Raw genomic sequence first — 17018 nt, forward strand, 5'->3', positions numbered from 1 at the left:
GAGGCCATCTTCTCCCCATCGTTCGGCACCGCCTTTCGGTCTTTTGTTTTTAATTTATGCAAAAGAATTTGCCTTGTGCAACACGTGGACTTGCCGATATACGCGAACAAAATAAAGCCCGCCTTCCGCACGCACGCGCGTTCCGATGGCGGGCTTTCCCGGATTACTGCGCTTGATTGCCTTCGTTGCCGTTGGCGCCTTCCGCCGCGTTTCCTTGCGCCGGAACGTTCGACCCCGTATCGGCCGGAGCTTGAACCGGCTTGCGAGGCGTCCCGTACAAGCCGACTTCCGCGTCGTACGCGTCGAAGATTTTTCTTGCGATCGGCGCCGCCCCCCAGCCGCCGTATCCGCCGTCCGGCACGACGACGGCGATCGCGAGCTTCGGATTCTCGGCGGGCGCGTACGCGATGAATACCGCGTTCTCGACGCGCGGCCGTTTGCCGACGTCCTGCTGGGATGTCCCCGTCTTCCTCAAAAACGTGTAGTTCACGCCCTCGAAGCCACTCACTTTAACTTGCGCCATACCGGCTTCGACCGCTTTCCAGTACGATTCCGGAAAATCCACCGTGTTCAGCACCTCGGGCTGGAACGGCTGCGTGACGTTGCCGTCCACGTCGCGAATCTCTCCGACGAATTGCGGCTTCATTCGCTTGCCGTGACTCGCGAGCGTTGCCGCGTATTGCGCGAGCTGCAGCGTCGTATATTTCGCCTGCTGTCCCCAGGAAGCCCGAATGAGCGCCGATTGTATGCTCTCCGTCTTCGCGGATTTCGTATAGTCGATGACGCCCGCCGACTCGCCCGGCAACCCGCTGCCCGTTGTTACGCCAAGGCCGAACATTTTCATATAATTATCCCAAATTTCAATGCCTTCCTGGCCTTTGCTTTTCAATTGGTTGCCGACCATGGCGGACATGAACGCGTTGGAAGACTTGGCGATCGCCTCCGTCGCGTTAATGCGACCGTTTGCCTTGCCATTCGCGTTGCGGATTTTGACCTCGTGGCCTTTTCTCCCGAACTCGAAATATCCGATGTCGTTATAGGTCGTACTCGTCGTGAACAGCTTCTCGTTCAAGCCGACGAGAATCGAAAGCGGCTTCTGGGTCGACCCGAGGTATACGAGCGACGAAGGATGGTTATTTCGCTCTGAATCATTCGCGTATGGCGCTTGCGCTTCCCGGATCGTGCCGTTATTTTGGAAAAACTGGATCGCGTCGTAATCCTTCTTGCTGATGCCGCCTTGCCAGATGGCCGGATCGTAATCCGGCATGCTCGCCATAGCCACGACTTTCCCCGTCTCGACTTCCATCGCCACCGCGTATCCCGTCGTAGGCGCCGTATTCTCGTATTGCTTGCCGGTCGCGTGCTGGACGAAATCGATCTGATCGATGATCGCCTTCTGCGTGACGAGCTGGATGTTCTTGTTGATCGTCAAGTACAGATTCTCGCCTTTGATCGGCTTCGTCAGCTTCATCGGCCCGATGATCTCGCCCAAGCTGTTCACCGGGAATTCCTTGACGCCGTTGCGGCCCCTCAGTTCGTCCTGGTACATCAGTTCGAGGCCGTCCACGCCGACGTCCTCGGAATCCAAGTATCTCAGCGTGTCGTCCGTCAAGTCTTTATTGATCTCTTTGTATCGATTGATCGTGTCCTTGACCCCGCTCAGCCTCTTCATATAGCCGACGAGCTGCACGGCGACCTTGTCTTTGCTGTATTGCCGGATGCTCTCCTCCACGACGTCGATTCCTTTGAAATCCTCGCGATGCTCGGAGAAATACGCGATCTCCTTCTGCGTCAGGCCGGTCTTGATCCGGCGAGGCTGGAACGAATAGTGGACGGCGCCCTTCAAGTCCATGTCGTCGTAGACGTCCTGAACCGTCAACGGCTTGACGGAGTTCGTGCCGAGCATGTTGAACACGCCCACCAGCTTCCCCGCCAGCTCCATGCCCTCATCATCTTTCATCTTCATGTCGAGGGTATAGTACAACGATTGCGTCGATAACGAATAAGCGATGGCGACTTGCCCCGTTGAATCATAGATGTTGCCGCGGATCGGCGGCACCGGCACCGTCTTCGAGCCGATCTCGTGCTCCTTCGCCCGAAGGGACTCGCCTTCGACGAACTGCAAATAGGCGAGCCGGACGATCAACGTCGAGAAAACGAAAAACGTCAAAAAGAAAAAGACGTTCAGGCGAAAACTGAAATGCCTTCTGTTCCGGATTTCCCGCTTCTGGGCTTCTTCCGTCAACTTATTGCTCATGCGGTCAATCCTCCTTGCTTCAAATGCGTATCGGCGAAGCCCGGCGGATCGAACCAATCCCCCGCGTTCGCCCAAGTGCAATCGAGAGGCGCCCAGCGCCCCGCGATACGGATTTCGTTCCATGCGTGCGAACCGTAGCCGCCTCGGCCGTCGTAGCCGAGACCGGTAACGACCCTGACCTCGAGTCCCGCCGCGCGGGCCATCGCCGCGTAGAGCCGCGCGTAATCGATGCAGACGCCTTTGCGCGTTCGGAACGTCGCCTCCGGATCTTGCTCCCGCCATACTCCCTCTTCGACGTAAGCGCGAACTTTATCGTCGTCGTAGGCGATCCGGCTGCCGACCCATTCGTATAACGCCCTGGCCTTCGCTTCTTCCCCCGCGACGTCCTTGGTCACCTCGGCGGCGGCCAGCGCGACGTCCTCCGGCAAGTTCGCGTCGATGACGTCGTACCGCTTCTGCCACAGCTGGCCGAGCTCGCCGGACATTTCCTTCGCGAACACGGGAAGCCGCTCTTCCAGCAGCCCGCCCGTCGCAGGGCGAATGACTTGGGAAGCGACTTCCCTATATAGACCCGATTGCTGAATGTAATCGGACATCGGCGCATTCGGGAAAATCGCGCAGTAAGCGAACAGTACCGCCGTCAGCAGAAGCGCGCGTCCGGCGCCCAGGGCGGCGCCGATCAGTCCTCCCGCCGATTTGCCGGCTGCGCCGCCGGACGGCACGACCGCGAACGGCACCGATACGACCGACGCCAGCGCCTTCGTCGCGAACCCCGTCAACGTCCGAACGATCGAATGAACGATCAGGAATAGCGCGGCGAAGCGCAACAGGGGCAAGTCTCGCAAGCCCGCGAGCACCGTATAACCGAATTGCGACCATTTGGACGCCTCCGGTCCCGGATTGGCCAAGTCCCGTTCGACGAGCCATTGCTGCAGGTGCGGCGACGCTTTCGCGGCGGCGAACGCCGCGAGCGCGATCGCCGCGACCGAGACGACCGCGGAAATCAGAAAAAAGACGAGCTGCTTGACGGAGCCCGAGGCGCCGCGCCGAAAGCCTCTATACATGGAAAAGGCCACCATGGCGAGCAGCATCCAGGTGACGAGATTGCGATCGAACAGCTCTCCCATGCCGTCCACGGCTTACTTCGCCGCGGCCCGGGCTTGGATGACGTATTCCTTTACCGCGCCTTCCATTTTCCAAGTGCCGAGCGATTGTCCGTGGAATTTCACCGATACTTCGCCGGAATTCGGAACGCCCGTCAGCTCCAGGTTCGTCGACTTGATCGAATAAGAGCCGTCCGCGTTGTCGGCGTAAGTCGCCTCGGCCGCTTCGCCCGCCATCGCTTTAATCGCCTGGTCCTTGACCTCGGAAGTCACCTTGTCCCCGATTTTCGTAACTTCCTTCTGAATATCATCTATGGTGTAACCGCCGTAAGCGCCGATTCCGATGACGATGGCCGCCACGAGCATCCATTTCACTACCGTCTTCACCAGCTTCATGACGACGAAGATCGCCACGATGGCGACGGCGATAACGACCCAATGATCCTGCGCGAACTGTACCCACGCGTCCGTATCGTAATTCATGATTGCTCCTCCGCTTCCCTTGCGCTAATTGGCTCGCAATATTCCCATTATAGCGTATCGCGAGACGCATCGTAAACGACCGTCATAACCAAGCCTTCAGACACGTACAAGTAGGATAGGCCGTCGCGCGGACGAGTGTCCCGGCCTTGATAAGGAGGTTATAGACGATGAAAACCGCCATATGGCTCTATTTATTCCTGTTCGTCGCTTTTTTCGATTTGCACGCCCAATATCCGATGCTGACCCCGTTCGCCGTATCGCTAGGCGCGGCGCCTTCGTTTATCGGCCTCGTCATGGGCATCTATTCGCTCACGCATCTTCCCGGCAACCTGATCGCGGGAGTCGCCGTCGACCGGTTCGGGAGCCGGCTATTCATCTCCGCCAGCCTCGTCGGCGCGGGCATCCTGCTCATCTTCCAGTCCCGGGTCACCGATCCCTGGCAACTCCTGTACGTTCGGTCCATCAGCGGCTTCGTGCTCGCTTTCTTGTCGCCCGCCTGCATGTCGCTGCTCGCCAAGCTGGCCAAAGACCATATCCACCAAGGCAAGCTCATGGCCGGCAACGGACTCGTCCATACGATCGCTTCCGTCGTCTCTCCGGCCGCCGGCGCCTATCTCGCGGCGACGATCGGTTTCGGCCGATCGTTCGCGATGCTTGGCTGGGTGCTGCTTCTCACGGGCATATTCGCCCTCTGGTTCATTAAGGACATGCCCCCCGCCCTCGTCTCGCCGTCCGACGCCAAGCTTCCGAAAGGCGCGTCGCCGCAACTCTCGCCGAAAGGCACCGAATCCAAAGCGGAGCCCGTCGCGCCCGGCTTTCCTTGGACGGTGTTCTCGCTTCCGATCGGGCTCGCGTGCGCGCAAGGCATACTCGCATTCGAGCTTCCGCTTCGCGGCTCCGACGCCGCTACGATCATGAGCACCGGCATCCTGTTCTCCATCATCAGCCTCGGCGCGCTCGTTACGCTCGGCTTGCTGTTCCTAAACCGGTATTTGCCTTATAAGCGCACCGTGTTCGGCGTCCTGTTGCTTGCCGTATGCTATTACGGATTAGCTTCCGGTTGGCCGCTGCCCCTGTCGGCGCTTCTGTTCGCAATAGGCATGGCCAAAGGCGTCATCTTCCCGGCGATGACTTCGTTCTTGCTTCAGTTAAGCGGACCGACGAGATACGGCAGAACGTTCTCGCTGCTTTCGATTTCGTTGTCGATCGGATCTTTCCTCGGGCCGATCACCGCCGGCGCCGTCAGGGAGTACTTCTCGCCCTATTTCCTGAGCTTCCTCGCGCTCATGATCGCGCTCGCCCTCTTGTTCCCGCGCTCGACGTATAAGGAAAATTGGCACGCGAACGCCCGCTCCGAGTTACCTCCGGCCGCATAACGCCGCTTCCGCTCGAATCGCCGATTTACTGGGTATTCGCACACGTCGAATCGTCGCCGCCCGCATAAGATGCATCATCGCCCATGCCCGCCCGGTTTTGCAGCGGACGGGACAAATCAGAGGCGACCTAGGAGTGACCGAGATGTCCCAATTCGCCGGAGGACACGGAGGACACGGTGCCGCGACGACGACGATCGTCCTCGTCCTGTTTATACTGCTCGTCATCGTGCTGCGTGCCGGTTAAAGGCCGCCGGTTCCCCGATCCGGAACCCATCGCGTCATCGAAGGGCCGCACCTCGCGCCGGTCGCCGGATACCCGGCCCTTCGATCCGTTCGTCTTTCGCCCCGCGGACAAGCTCTCATCGGCGTAATCTCGCCCCTCTTCGTGGTACAATAGAACGACAACGTCCGCGCCCGCCGGCGCGCTTAACCGGGGAGGCATTCAAATGGCACCAGTGGATATCGCGATCATCGTCGAAGGCAAGAACGACAAAAGCCGGCTCGCCCGCGTCCTCTCCCCCGAAGTTCCCGTTCATTGCACCTTCGGGACGCTGAATACGGACAAAATCGAGACGCTGCGCAAGGCGATCGGCGATCGGCAAGTGTATTTGTTCACGGACCCGGATTCGTCCGGCCGACGCATTCGGGGCGTGCTTCGCGACGTCTTCCCCGACGCCGAGCACATTTACACCCGCAAAGGCTATAGCGGCGTCGAAGGGACGCCCGAGGAATACTTGATCCAGCAGCTCGAGAAAGCCGGTCTGGAGGACTATATCCTGTATCCCGAGCCGCTTCCCTCCCCGACGTGGGAGTCGTCACCCTGAACCATATACGATCGCGGGAGCCCGAAAGTTGTTTCTGGCATCGATCAAAAGAAAAAATAACGCAACGTCCGCCGAAGTCTCGCTTCGTTCGAACGTTGCGTTATTTTCGCGTTACAGCAAGCTCTTGATTTGCTTCGCCATTTCTTTCGGCGATTTATTCTCGTCACCGTTGTCGAAGTAATCGTTGGCCGAGATATAATCCCGAATATGGCCTTCCTTGTCGAGCAGCGCGATGAAGTTCATGTGGCCGAAGTTCCCGTCGGGGTCCTTGTTCACCAGAATATCGTATTTGTTCGTCGCCAGGTCGGCCGTCGCCTTCTCGTCGCCGCGAAGGAACTTCCAGCCCGTCGTGTCGGCGCCGAATTGATCGGCGTACTTCTTCAGGTTGTCCGTCGTGTCCTTCGTCGGGTCTATCGTCACGGACAGGAATTCGACTTCGCTGCCGAACACGCCGTCTTTCTTGAGTTCGTCCTGTACCTGCGACATGATCGCCGTCGTCGGCGGGCATACGTCCGGGCAAGTCGCGAAGAAGAAGTACAAGAGCCTGACTTTCCCGTTCGTATTGCTCAGCGTGACCGTGTTGCCGTCGGTATCGAGGTAGGAAAACTCCGCCCCCGGTTTATCGTAAGGCAAATCCGCCGATTCGGACTTGTTCTGCTGGGCGATGATGTAATAGCCCATGACGAGGCACAGCGCGAGAAGCACCATCGAGAAGCCGTAACGCTGAATCCAAGTTTTCCGCGCCCTGGCCGGCTCGACGGCCACCGTCTCAGCCGCGTCGTTCCGCGCCATCTCATCCCGTTCGTTACCGTTATTTTGACTCATCCGATTACACTCCGTTCGTATCCAATATCATCGCCAAGAACATGACCATCAGATAGTTGATCGAGATCATGAAATCGGCTTTCGCCCACCGTTCGTCGTCTTTCGCCTTCAGTCCCGTCACGGCGTGCGCGAACCATACGACCGCGATGCCGACGGACAGGATCAGGAAGTAAATGCCGACGTAATCATAGGTATACATCAAGACGGACGCCGGTATGAGCAGCAAAATATAAGGTAGCATTTGCCACTTCGTCCGAGTAACGCCCTTCACGACCGGCAATAGCGGGAAGCCCGCGGCCCGGTACTCTTCCTTGCGCCGAATGGCGAGCGACCAGAAATGCGCCGGTTGCCATAAGAATAGCAGCGCGAACAAGATCCACGCTCCCATGTCCACATCGTTCGACACCGCGCAATATCCGATAACGGGAGGCATCGCGCCGGAGATCCCGCCGATCGACGTGCTCCAGGTCGAGCTGCGCTTCAGCCACATCGTATAGATGACGACGTAGACGAACATGCCGAGCAGTCCCAGCCAACCCGACAACGGGTTCAACAGCAGGAACAATATGGCAAGTCCGGCAATGCCGAGCACGATTCCGTAACCGAGCACGAAGCCCGGGGTCATCCGGTTTTGCGGCAGCGCCCGGTCGCGGGTTCTGGCCATTTTCATATCCAACTCGCGGTCCAAATAATTATTGAAAACGCATGAGGAAGCCATCGTCAAAGCGGAACCGATCAGCATCCACAGCAGATCCCAGCTCGCGATCCGATCCCAATCCCATTTGGAAGCGACCCAATAGCCGCCGAAAGCCGCGATGAGGTTCAAGCGTATGATGCGAGGCTTCGTTAAAGCCACCAGATCTTTAAGCACGGGGTTCCTCCTTTAGTCTTGCAGGCAAAGCGAATATTTCCTGACGTTTGTTCAATGATACCCCAAATCTTCAAGCATTGACAACGTTCGCCCCGCCGTGTTCATCAAATCGCCACCTGCTGTGAACAAGGTGCGAACGGGCAATAGCCAGCAATTTCGCCCGTGCACCCAGTCACACATTCCGTACCGCCTAAATACACTGTATTGCGACAATCGCCTACAAACCGTCGTTCGGCGCGGACGATATTCACGGAAGGGTGGCACGACAATTGGCCGTTATCAAAACGAATAGCGAGGATGTCAAAACGTTGGCCCGTCTCATGCGAGCCGAAGCCGAAGGCGAAGGCGAACTCGGCATGCTCATGGTCGGGAACGTGGGCGTCAACCGCATCCGCGGCAACTGCATGGACTTCAAAAACATTCGATCGGTCTCGGACATGACGTTCCAATCTCCGGGAGGCTTCGAGGCGGTGCAGAAATCGTATTTCTACCAGAAAGCCCGCGACAAGGATATCCGCCTCGCCGAGCGCGCCATTAACGGAGAACGCCATTGGCCCGCTTCCAACGCCCTCTGGTACTTCCGTCCGACCGGCGCTTGCCCGGATACTTGGTGGAGCCAAGACCATACCGGCAGGTTCAAATTGCACTGTTTCTATTCCCCGACTCCCGAAAACTGTCCGACGGTTTATTAATTTAAGGAGGATTTTCACATGTACAACAAAATGCCTTGGCCGGCTTACCCGCAAAACCAAATGATGCCGATGCAGCAAAACGCGACCATGCCGATGCAAATGCCGATGCAAACGCCGGGAATGGTGCAAGGCGTCATGACGGCTCCCCCGCTAGTGACGAACGGCATGCCGATCACGCCGAACGGTACCATCGTCCCGCTTCCCCCGACCGAGGAATCTTACGTCGAGAATATCCTGCGGATGAATCTCGGCAAAGTCGCGACGCTGTACATGACGTACGAGAACAATTCCGAGTGGAACGCGAAAATTTTCAAAGGCGTGCTCGAGGCGGCCGGCCGCGACCATATCATCATCAGCGATCCGGTCACGGGCAAGCGTTACTTGCTGCTGACGCTTAACCTCGACTACATTACGTTCGACGAGCCGCTGAACTATACGCTTCCGTTCGGTACCGGGGGAATCGGCCGCTAAAGCGCCGCCGGGAGGAACAGCCAGATCCTCACGCCTTCCCGGCCGCCTTTCGCCCAGCTTTCCATCTCACGCCAAGAACGCCCTTCCCGGCGTTCTTTTTCCATGTCGGCCGCTTCCGCCTCGTCCTTGGGCCTTCTGATTTCCACGAAAACGCCGGGCTGACCGGCGTTTTCCAGCAACTCGACGCCTCTCCATTGCTCCGGCCCGGCTTTCGTCCAAGCGGCGAAAGCCGGGCGATTGGCCTCCGGTATGACGTATTCGCAAAATAACAACATGGCGCGACGCATCCTTTTCTTCATATTTAAACGCCAAGACGACCATACTGTAGCCAAGACCGAACTTCGGCGAAGGAGGCTGAACCCATTGGATACCGGCACGCACTTCGTGTTCGGCTTAGGACTCGGCGGTTTGGCCATGATCGACCCCGTCATCGCGGACCAGGCTTACGGCCCGGTCGCCGTGCTGATCGGGACGATCGCGGGCTCTAACGCGCCTGACTTGGACAGCTTGCTCCGATTCAAAAGCAATGCCGATTATATCAAAAACCATCGCGGCTTGTCCCATTCTTTTCCGGCCATCGTCGGATGGTCGGCCCTCATTACCGCGCTCGTGTCGCTGGCCTTCAGAAGCATCCCCTGGTGGCATATCGGCATGTGGGTGCTGCTCGCGGTCGTCGTCCACGTATTCATCGATTTGTTCAATTCGTACGGCACGCAAGCTTATAGGCCGGTCAGCAAACAATGGGTCGCATGGAATATTATCCACATTTTCGACCCTTTTATTTTCGCGGCCCATCTCGTCGCCATTCTGCTATGGATTTCCGGATTCGCGGCGCCCCAAGCAATATTCCCCGTGCTGTACGGTTTGCTCGTCTTGTACTACGGTTGGCGCACGCTCGTCCATCGCCGCCTGTCCGGCAGAATCCCGCGGATCGACCCGGAGAACAAGCCAGGCGATCGTTACACGCTTCTCCCGACGCTTTCCCACCACCGGTGGAACGTCGTCCGGACGTCGAAGGATTGCACGTTCGGCATCGGGGAATGGGACAAAGGACGACTCAATTGGATCGACGTGCTGAAATGCGACGAGCATCCGGCCATCGAAGCGTCGAAGCAACACGAAGACGTGAAGGCTTTCCTTAGCGTCACGCCATTCCCGTGCGGGCACGTCAAACCGCAAACGTGGGGCTACGAAGTTCGCTGGGTCGACGTCCGTTACCGCTATCGCAAGCAGTACCCGTTCGTCGCCGTCGTCCTCTTGGACCTGGACATGAAACCGTTGCAGTCTTACGTCGGCTGGCTGAGCGAAGACCGGCTGGAAAAGCGGCTGCGCATGAACACCTATTGAACGTTTATAGGAAGAAACAGCGGGGAGCCTCGAAAGGAGGCTCCTCGCTTGACGTAATCCTTGCGCGCGCGCACAATAAGAAAAGCCTCGGGACAAATGGAAAAGCCCGAGGCTAGCCTCGGGCTTTCGGTGCAGGACTCAGTCCTTAGCGGCCACCGGAAAGTTGTTGCTCGGCGATTTGGACGAGCTTCTTCGTGATATAGCCACCGAGAGAACCCGCATCCCGGGACGTTACGTTACCGTAATATCCGTCGGCTGGGATCTGAACACCTAAAGATTGAGCTGCTTCGACTTTCATGCTTTGCAATGCGGCTTTGGCTTGCGGTACAACGAGCGAATTGTTTGACGCCATGAGTAAATTCTCCCTTCGTCTAGATTATTGGTTTGCAAGCTTGCCAACTTAGTATGCTAGATACGAAAGAAAATATGCGAGGTGTAACCTTGAGTAAAATTTTGTCGCTTTTTTTCGCGATTTTATCGATCGCTTTCCTAACCGCGGCTTCGTTCTCGATCAGCCACAGCGGCTGGCTGACGCTGCTGTTCGCCCTGCTGTTCGTCGCCACGGCGGGCTTCGGCTTCGTCGTCAAAGCCCGCTTGCGGAGAAAAAACCAGCCGAACGCTTAACGGCTCCTTGGTAAGAAGCCCATCGCTTCCTTCACGTTGCGAAGCGTCTCCTCCGCCACGACGTTGGCGCGTTCGGCGCCGTCCTTCAGGATGCGATGAATTTCGCCGGACGCCCTGACGTCGGCGTAAGTGCGTTGGAGCGGTTCTAGGGCCTGGACGACGACTTCGGCCAAATCCTTCTTGAACGCGCCGTAGCCTTGACCGTCGTAAGCGGCTTGCACTTGCTCGACCGTCTGCCCCGAGCACTGCGCGTAGATCGTCATCAGGTTGCTGACTTCCGGCTTATTCTGAACGTCGAACTGGATTTCCCGTCCCAAGTCCGTCTTGGCGCGGGATATTTTTTTGCGAATGTCGTCCGGCGAGTCGAGGAGCGTAATGAAGCTGCCCCCGTTCGGACTGCTCTTGCTCATCTTCTTCGTGCCGTCGTCGAGAGCCATGATTCTCGCCCCGACTTTCGGAATGAACGGCTCGGGCACGACGAGAATATCGCCGTAACGATAGTTGAAGCGTCCCGCCAAATCCCGGGTAAGCTCCAAATGCTGTTTCTGGTCGTCGCCGACCGGCACGAGGTTCGCGTTGTACAGCAGGATGTCCGCCGCCATTAAGGAAGGATAGACGAACAAGCCCGCGCCTACCGCTTCCTTGCCCTCCGATTTGTCCTTGAACTGCGTCATCCGCTCCAATTCGCCCATGTACGTCATCGTCGTCAACAACCAGCCGAGCTCCGCGTGCGCGGGCACGTGAGACTGCATGAAAATCGACGCCTTAGCCGGGTCGAGGCCGGCGGCCACGAACAATGCGGCTACCGATTCGCTCTGCTCCCGGAGCGCGGCCGGTTCCTGGGGAACCGTGATCGCGTGCAGGTCGACGACCATGTAGAAGCACTCGTGCTCGTCCTGAAGGGCGACGAAATTTTTCATCGCGCCGATGTAATTGCCGAGGGTCAGCTTGCCGCTCGGTTGAATGCCGGATAATACGCGTTGTTGGGTCATGGAAATCGAGCTCCTTTGGGGTTTTTATCGAAAAGTACGCAAAAAAAGCCTCTCTCCGCAAGGGACGAGAAAGCCGTGGTGCCACCCTTATTCGCATCGCGATTGCTTACCGCAATTCCGGCCGCTTACGCCGCGACGCCTTAAGTTCCGTTAACGGGGAACGACCGGAGAGCATAGGGCGTGCCGGGCGAAAGAAATTCCGCGTCCGCCGCGCCGTTTCGCGCTCGGCTCCGAGATCCATTCGGCGAGGCGGGCGTACCGGCTTCCAGCAATCTCCGGCTCTCTGTAATCGCCCTATCCCGGCGTACTTGTTCTCTTCATCGCCGATCGGTTTGATCGAGTTGTTAATCATTATACGCCCCGAGTCCGTATTGTCAACCCGCTCTTTCGCGAAGCGGGAGGGCTTGTTCTGTTCCGCCCGCGGTCAAGCATACGATAAAGGGATCGGCGATCGTTCGCCGCGTCTATTCTTAGCGGCAAGGAAGTGGGCCCGTGACGTTCGACTCCGCCAGATTGGAAACGCTGAAAATCGTGTTTCTTAGCATCGTCCTCGAAGCGTTGCCGTTCCTGCTCGTCGGGGTACTCGTGTCCGCGCTTCTGCAGGCTTTCGTGTCGGACGACCTCATCCGCAGATGGACGCCGAAGCACCCCGTCACGGGCGTCCTGTTCGGCACGTTGCTCGGCTTCGTTCTTCCCTTGTGCGAATGCGGCATGATCCCGATCGTGCGCAGGCTCATCCGCAAAGGCTTGCCCGCCTATATCGGCATCGTCTACATCGTCGCCGGGCCGATTCTGAATCCGGTCGTCGTCGGGGCCACTTATGCCGCCTTCCGCGCGGACGAGTCCATCGCTTTCTCGAGATTCGCCCTCGCCTTCCTCGTATCCGTCTCTCTCGGCTTTATCCTGTACGCGCGGATGAACCGAAACCCTTTAAAACCGGAAGCGCACATTCATTCACCCGCGCATAGCCATACGCATGTTCATACGAATGTTCATACGCATGGTCACTCGCATCATCACGAGCATAGTCGCGAGCACGCCGGAAACAGAGGCGCTCTTCGGAAGCTCGCCGACGTGAACGCCCACGCGGCGGAGGAATGGTTCGACATGGGCAAGTACTTGATTCTCGGCTCCCTCGTCACCGCCGTTCTGCAGACGTTCGTCTCCCGCGCTTCTTTCGCCGCCGTCGCCGATCACGAGCTGCCGGCCCATCTGTTCATGATGGGCTTCGCCTACGCGTTGTCGCTCTGCTCCACGTCGGACGCGTTCGTCGCCGCCTCGTTCGGTAACCTTTTCCCGCCCGCCGCTTTGCTTTCCTTTCTCGTCTTCGGGCCCATGCTCGATTTCAAAAACACGCTAATGATGCTGGGCGCTTTCCGCGCACGGTTCGTGCTTCGCTTCTCCTTGCTCGTCTTCGCGCTCGTGCTGGCCGGTTCGCTCTTATTCGATCGATTGGGCATCGTCTAAACGGGAGGTCGTATTCTCATGGTCCACCGACACCGCGCGGTCGCCGCGCATTACGCGATCAGGGCCGCGCTGCTAGCCGGGCTCGCTTACTACATCGTCCTTCTCGTCCGGACGGGAAGCCTCGATCTCTACATCGCGGATCGTATGCAACCGTACGTAAAATTGTCCGCCCTCGGTCTGTACGTTATCGCCTCCCAGCAGCTCTATTCGGCCGTCCGCGCGCTGAACGACGCCGATGTTCATGCCTTCGATTGCGGATGCGATCACGAGCACGAGCTCCCCTCTTTCCGGGGACGCGGAATTCTGCTCTACGGCTGGTTTGCTCTGCCGCTTGCATTCGGTTTCTTCGTTCCCGATGGACAACTAGGCAGCGTTCTCGCATCCGCCAAAGGCATGCAATTCGCTCCGGGACAAATCGTCCAGGCGGACGACGCATACGCCGCATACGGGCGCCGATTGTTTCGGCAACCGGCCGTTCGGATAAGCGACGACGATTTCGTCCCGACGCTAACGACGCTCGACCTGTACCGCGGCTCCTTCGTCGGCAGGACGATATCCGTCAGCGGGTTCGTCTTCCGGGAAGACGGGATGGGACCGGATCGGTTCGGCGTAGGCCGGTTCGCCATCTCGTGCTGTTCGGCGGATGTTACCCCTTACGGCTTATTGGTCTCGTTCGAGCGCGCCTCCTCCTTCGACACGGACGAATGGGTAATCGCGACCGGCAAGCTCTCGCTCGCGCGATACCGGGGAACCGAGGTGCTGCAGCTCGAAGTCGAAAAGGCGATGTCGATACCGGCGCCCTTCGAGCCCTACGTCTCCGCGGACGCGGACGTCCTCGTCCGGTTGGAGTAATGCGCCAATCGCGACGGGGAATGGAATCGTTTCCGGAAAATGCATAGCCCTCCCAAATAAGTCCATACTACGTTCAAAGGAGGTGAGCGATAGTGGCATCGCGTTCACGCAGCAGCAATTCCCTCGTCGTTCCTCAAAGCGCCTATGCCTTGGAGCAACTGAAGTTCGAGGTCGCGCAGGAACTCGGCATTCAATTGCCCAAAGACGGCTACTACGGCAATTTGTTGACACGGGAAGCCGGTTCCATCGGAGGCCAGATCACCCGTCGGCTCGTTCAAATGGCAGAGCAGCAATTGGCCGGCGGAAAGACTTACCGTTAATCTCGCCCCGAATCGCGCAAAAAACGGCAAGCTCCGAGGAGCTTGCCGTTTTCGTTATGTACGATGACCGTTACTCGCTTGCCGCTTCCTTGCGATCCCTGTTCTTCGGAGCGAAACGAAACATCATGTTCGCCATATTGTAGTTCGATTCGAATTGGACGCTCAAAAAAACTTTCCCGTTCTTGAGCGCGAAATCGTAACTGATTTCCCCGTGCGTCCAAATTTTCTTGTGCTTCAGCGCTTCGACCGCCATCTTCCTAAGACTCAGTACGTGCGAAGGGGTCATGCAGGAATTCTCTTGTGCGGAAGCGCCGCAATCGACCGGTAGATGCCTGATGCCGAATTTCCCCACCATGTCCTCGCGAATTTGCAGTACAATTGTACCCGCCGTCATGCCTTGCAGCTCCGCACCCATTTTTTCCAGCGCAACATCCACTTGCCGAGCTAAAGAAATTTGAACAGATCCCATTATTCTCCTCCTTTTTACTCATGTCGCACTTTTTGCAACTTTTTTCCTGTGCGACTTCGGACTCAGTATAATGGAAAATATTTAATAATTCAATCATTTTGTCTATTTATGGGATATTCAGTTGATTTTTTGTGTTTTTGGACGGGAAAACGGCTCTAAAGTGTTATGAATTCAGGCGGAGGAAGCCAAAAAAGCCGCCCGCGGGTCCTGCCGCGGGACGGCTTCGATCGTGCTTCGATCGATCTTGCCTCAGGATTCGATTAATTGCGCGAAAGCTTCGACGTCCGCTACCGAGCGGGCGACGGCCTCCCGCCAGAAGGCGGGCTCGTCGAGCGCCGCGCCCAGGTGTTCCTTGGCCAGCTGCTCGACCGTCATCGTGCCGGTATCGCGAAGAAGGCTGTCGTAGCGTTCGCTGAACGACGGCCCTTCCCGCTCGGCGACTGCGACGAGGCCGGTGCTGAACAAGTACCCGAACGTATACGGGAAATTATAGAATGGCACGTCCGTCAAGTAGAAATGCAGCTTGGCCGCCCAGAAATGGGGATGCCAGCCTTCCAACGACTCGTCGTACGCTTCCTTCTGCGCGGCGACCATCAACTCGTTCAAGCCCTCCGCCTCCAGCATGCCGGACGCGCGCGCCGCGTAAAATCGCGTTTCGAACAAAAATCTCGCGCGTATGTTCATGCAGAACGCGACCGCCCGTTGCAGCCGGTCGTCGAGAAGCGCCAGCTTCTCTTCCTTGCTCTCCGCCCGGCGAAGCAAGGCGTCGCTGACGAGCGCCTCGGCGAACGTCGAAGCCGTCTCCGCGACGTTCATCGCATAGTCCTGCGCGAACGGCGGCATTTCTTTCACCATCGAGTCGTGATACGCGTGGCCGAGCTCGTGGGCAAGCGTCGAGACGTTGCCCGGAGTGCCCGAATAGGTCATGAAGATCCGGCTCATCATACTGAGCGGGAAGTGCGTGCAGAAGCCGCCGGGCCGCTTGCCCGCGCGATCCTCCGCCTCGATCCAGCTATCGGCGAAAGCCGTGCGGGCAAGCTCCGCCATGTTCGGCGAGAACTGGGAGAACGCGTCCGTGATCACTTCCGCCGCTTCCGCGTAAGGAATTTTCGCTTGGCTCGACGCGATCGGCGCTTCGATATCGTGCCAAGACAACTTTTCCTTGCCGAGCAGCCTGGCTTTCAGGCTCAAATATTTTTTCAACGGTTCGACGCCCGTCTCGACGACGGCATCCCACATGGCGTCCAGCGTCGCGCGGCTCATCCGGTTCATGCGCAGCGGTTCGCGAAGCGGCTCGTCCCAGCCCCGCATGCCGTACAGCTTCAACCGGAAGCCGGCCAACCTGTTCAACGCGTCGGAAGCCAGATCGGCCTGTCCCGCCCAAGCGGCCTCCCACTTGGCGGACATAGCGGATCTGACGTCCGGATTCGGATCGTCCAGCTTGTTGGACGCTTGGCTGACCGACAAATTTTTGCTTTCCCCGTCCTCTTCCCATGGAATCGAGATTCGGCCGACGACCGTATTGTAATGTTCTCCCCAGCCGTGATAACCGTCTACCGCCAGTTCGCTCGCGACCGCCTCGAGCGCGGGCGGAAGCTTATCCTTCGCGGACTCCCGCCGTTCGCCGAGCAAATACCGCAGATCCGCCAGCACTTCTTCGCGCGTCCATTGCTCCCACGCCTCGTCCGGCACCGCGCCGAGCTTGGCGTCGTACAGGTCGCCCGCTTGCTTCAGCTTGGCCGACAGCGTCTGGACGCGTTCCGACCACGCGACCGCTTTCTTGTCCGACATATCTTGGGAAGCGACGCAAGAAACGAAAGCATCCGCTTCCCTTAATCTGGCCAGCGAAGCTTGCAGCTTCCCGGTCCATTCCGACAGCTTGGACGCGTCCGGCGTACCGTCGCCCGATCCGCGCAGATCGCTTAGCAACGAAGCCGCCATCGCGTCCGTCTCGTCGACGAACGCCGAATATTCGGACGACGAAGAACCGCCCGGGAACAACGACTCGAGATTCCATTTCAACGAATACGTATCTTTCATTTCAT

Annotated in this window: 20 protein-coding genes; 10 read left to right on the forward strand and 10 right to left on the reverse strand. The window is 58.2% G+C overall.

Annotated features, from left to right (window positions below):
• Positions 1-163: 163 nt before the first annotated feature.
• From ACFPPD_RS14475 to ACFPPD_RS14485, 3 genes are read right to left on the reverse strand one after another with little or no spacing between them, the layout of a single operon-like run.
• The gene (locus ACFPPD_RS14475; protein ID WP_209749469.1) at positions 164-2257 is read right to left on the reverse strand and encodes a peptidoglycan D,D-transpeptidase FtsI family protein; all 2094 of its coding nucleotides are present in this window, start codon (positions 2255-2257) and stop codon (positions 164-166) included.
• Entirely contained in the window at positions 2254-3384 is a 1131-nt protein-coding gene (locus ACFPPD_RS14480) for a transglutaminase domain-containing protein (RefSeq protein ID WP_209749500.1), read from the reverse strand. The genes ACFPPD_RS14475 and ACFPPD_RS14480 overlap by 4 nt, the downstream gene beginning before the upstream one ends.
• Positions 3385-3396: 12 nt before the next feature.
• Positions 3397-3843 (reverse strand): hypothetical protein, encoded by a 447-nt coding sequence (locus ACFPPD_RS14485; protein WP_209749468.1) that lies wholly within the window; start codon positions 3841-3843, stop codon positions 3397-3399.
• Between the two features lie 167 nt (positions 3844-4010).
• Between ACFPPD_RS14485 and ACFPPD_RS14490 the strand changes: the two genes are divergently transcribed.
• From ACFPPD_RS14490 to ACFPPD_RS14500, 3 genes are all read left to right on the forward strand, one after another.
• Complete coding sequence (locus tag ACFPPD_RS14490; RefSeq protein WP_209749467.1) at positions 4011-5219, forward strand: MFS transporter; 1209 nt, start codon at positions 4011-4013, stop codon at positions 5217-5219.
• 142 nt (positions 5220-5361) lie between these two features.
• A complete protein-coding gene (locus ACFPPD_RS14495; protein ID WP_209749466.1) occupies positions 5362-5463 on the forward strand; it encodes a sporulation protein YjcZ in 102 nt (33 codons plus the stop codon).
• Between the two features lie 211 nt (positions 5464-5674).
• Positions 5675-6043, forward strand: a complete 369-nt coding sequence (locus ACFPPD_RS14500) for a toprim domain-containing protein (protein ID WP_209749499.1) — start codon at positions 5675-5677, stop codon at positions 6041-6043.
• A gap of 111 nt (positions 6044-6154) precedes the next feature.
• Here ACFPPD_RS14500 and ACFPPD_RS14505 read toward each other — a convergent pair whose 3' ends face one another.
• Together ACFPPD_RS14505 and cyoE are read right to left on the reverse strand one after the other, a co-directional pair.
• Complete coding sequence (locus tag ACFPPD_RS14505) at positions 6155-6868, reverse strand: SCO family protein (RefSeq protein ID WP_209749465.1); 714 nt, start codon at positions 6866-6868, stop codon at positions 6155-6157.
• A gap of 4 nt (positions 6869-6872) precedes the next feature.
• Positions 6873-7739, reverse strand: a complete 867-nt coding sequence (gene cyoE, locus ACFPPD_RS14510; protein WP_209749464.1) for a heme o synthase — start codon at positions 7737-7739, stop codon at positions 6873-6875.
• A 269-nt stretch (positions 7740-8008) separates the two neighbouring features.
• Here cyoE and ACFPPD_RS14515 point away from each other — a divergent pair, with 269 nt between their 5' ends.
• Both ACFPPD_RS14515 and gerQ read left to right on the forward strand, forming a co-directional pair.
• Positions 8009-8431 (forward strand): cell wall hydrolase, encoded by a 423-nt coding sequence (locus ACFPPD_RS14515; protein WP_209749463.1) that lies wholly within the window; start codon positions 8009-8011, stop codon positions 8429-8431.
• Between the two features lie 18 nt (positions 8432-8449).
• Positions 8450-8902 (forward strand): spore coat protein GerQ, encoded by a 453-nt coding sequence (gerQ, locus tag ACFPPD_RS14520; protein WP_209749462.1) that lies wholly within the window; start codon positions 8450-8452, stop codon positions 8900-8902.
• Here the strand turns inward: gerQ and ACFPPD_RS14525 are convergent.
• A complete protein-coding gene (locus ACFPPD_RS14525) occupies positions 8899-9177 on the reverse strand; it encodes a hypothetical protein (RefSeq protein WP_209749461.1) in 279 nt (92 codons plus the stop codon). The genes gerQ and ACFPPD_RS14525 overlap by 4 nt on opposite strands.
• A gap of 88 nt (positions 9178-9265) precedes the next feature.
• Between ACFPPD_RS14525 and ACFPPD_RS14530 the strand changes: the two genes are divergently transcribed.
• Positions 9266-10249 carry a metal-dependent hydrolase gene (locus ACFPPD_RS14530; protein ID WP_209749460.1) on the forward strand — a complete coding sequence of 328 codons (984 nt, stop codon included), beginning with the start codon at positions 9266-9268 and terminating at the stop codon, positions 10247-10249.
• 145 nt (positions 10250-10394) lie between these two features.
• Here ACFPPD_RS14530 and ACFPPD_RS14535 read toward each other — a convergent pair whose 3' ends face one another.
• Positions 10395-10601 (reverse strand): small, acid-soluble spore protein, alpha/beta type, encoded by a 207-nt coding sequence (locus ACFPPD_RS14535; protein ID WP_209749459.1) that lies wholly within the window; start codon positions 10599-10601, stop codon positions 10395-10397.
• An 89-nt stretch (positions 10602-10690) separates the two neighbouring features.
• Here ACFPPD_RS14535 and ACFPPD_RS14540 point away from each other — a divergent pair, with 89 nt between their 5' ends.
• Complete coding sequence (locus ACFPPD_RS14540) at positions 10691-10873, forward strand: DUF5325 family protein (protein ID WP_209749458.1); 183 nt, start codon at positions 10691-10693, stop codon at positions 10871-10873.
• Here ACFPPD_RS14540 and trpS read toward each other — a convergent pair.
• Complete coding sequence (gene trpS, locus ACFPPD_RS14545; RefSeq protein ID WP_209749457.1) at positions 10870-11865, reverse strand: tryptophan--tRNA ligase; 996 nt, start codon at positions 11863-11865, stop codon at positions 10870-10872. The genes ACFPPD_RS14540 and trpS overlap by 4 nt on opposite strands.
• A gap of 492 nt (positions 11866-12357) precedes the next feature.
• Between trpS and ACFPPD_RS14550 the strand changes: the two genes are divergently transcribed.
• From ACFPPD_RS14550 to ACFPPD_RS14560, 3 genes are all read left to right on the forward strand, one after another.
• Positions 12358-13332, forward strand: coding sequence for a permease (locus ACFPPD_RS14550; RefSeq protein WP_209749456.1), 975 nt, complete (start codon positions 12358-12360; stop codon positions 13330-13332).
• An 18-nt stretch (positions 13333-13350) separates the two neighbouring features.
• Positions 13351-14184, forward strand: a complete 834-nt coding sequence (locus ACFPPD_RS14555) for a TIGR03943 family putative permease subunit (RefSeq protein WP_209749455.1) — start codon at positions 13351-13353, stop codon at positions 14182-14184.
• 89 nt (positions 14185-14273) lie between these two features.
• Positions 14274-14504, forward strand: a complete 231-nt coding sequence (locus tag ACFPPD_RS14560) for a small, acid-soluble spore protein, alpha/beta type (RefSeq protein ID WP_209749498.1) — start codon at positions 14274-14276, stop codon at positions 14502-14504.
• Positions 14505-14574: 70 nt separating this feature from the next.
• Here the strand turns inward: ACFPPD_RS14560 and ACFPPD_RS14565 are convergent, their stop codons facing one another.
• Together ACFPPD_RS14565 and ACFPPD_RS14570 are read right to left on the reverse strand one after the other, a co-directional pair.
• Positions 14575-14973 carry an O-methyltransferase gene (locus ACFPPD_RS14565; RefSeq protein ID WP_209749454.1) on the reverse strand — a complete coding sequence of 133 codons (399 nt, stop codon included), beginning with the start codon at positions 14971-14973 and terminating at the stop codon, positions 14575-14577.
• 249 nt (positions 14974-15222) lie between these two features.
• A complete protein-coding gene (locus tag ACFPPD_RS14570; protein ID WP_209749453.1) occupies positions 15223-17013 on the reverse strand; it encodes a M3 family oligoendopeptidase in 1791 nt (596 codons plus the stop codon).
• Positions 17014-17018: the final 5 nt, after the last annotated feature.

Origin of the sequence: Cohnella suwonensis (assembly GCF_042655365.1) — a bacterium.
GTDB lineage: Bacteria > Bacillota > Bacilli > Paenibacillales > Paenibacillaceae > Cohnella > Cohnella suwonensis.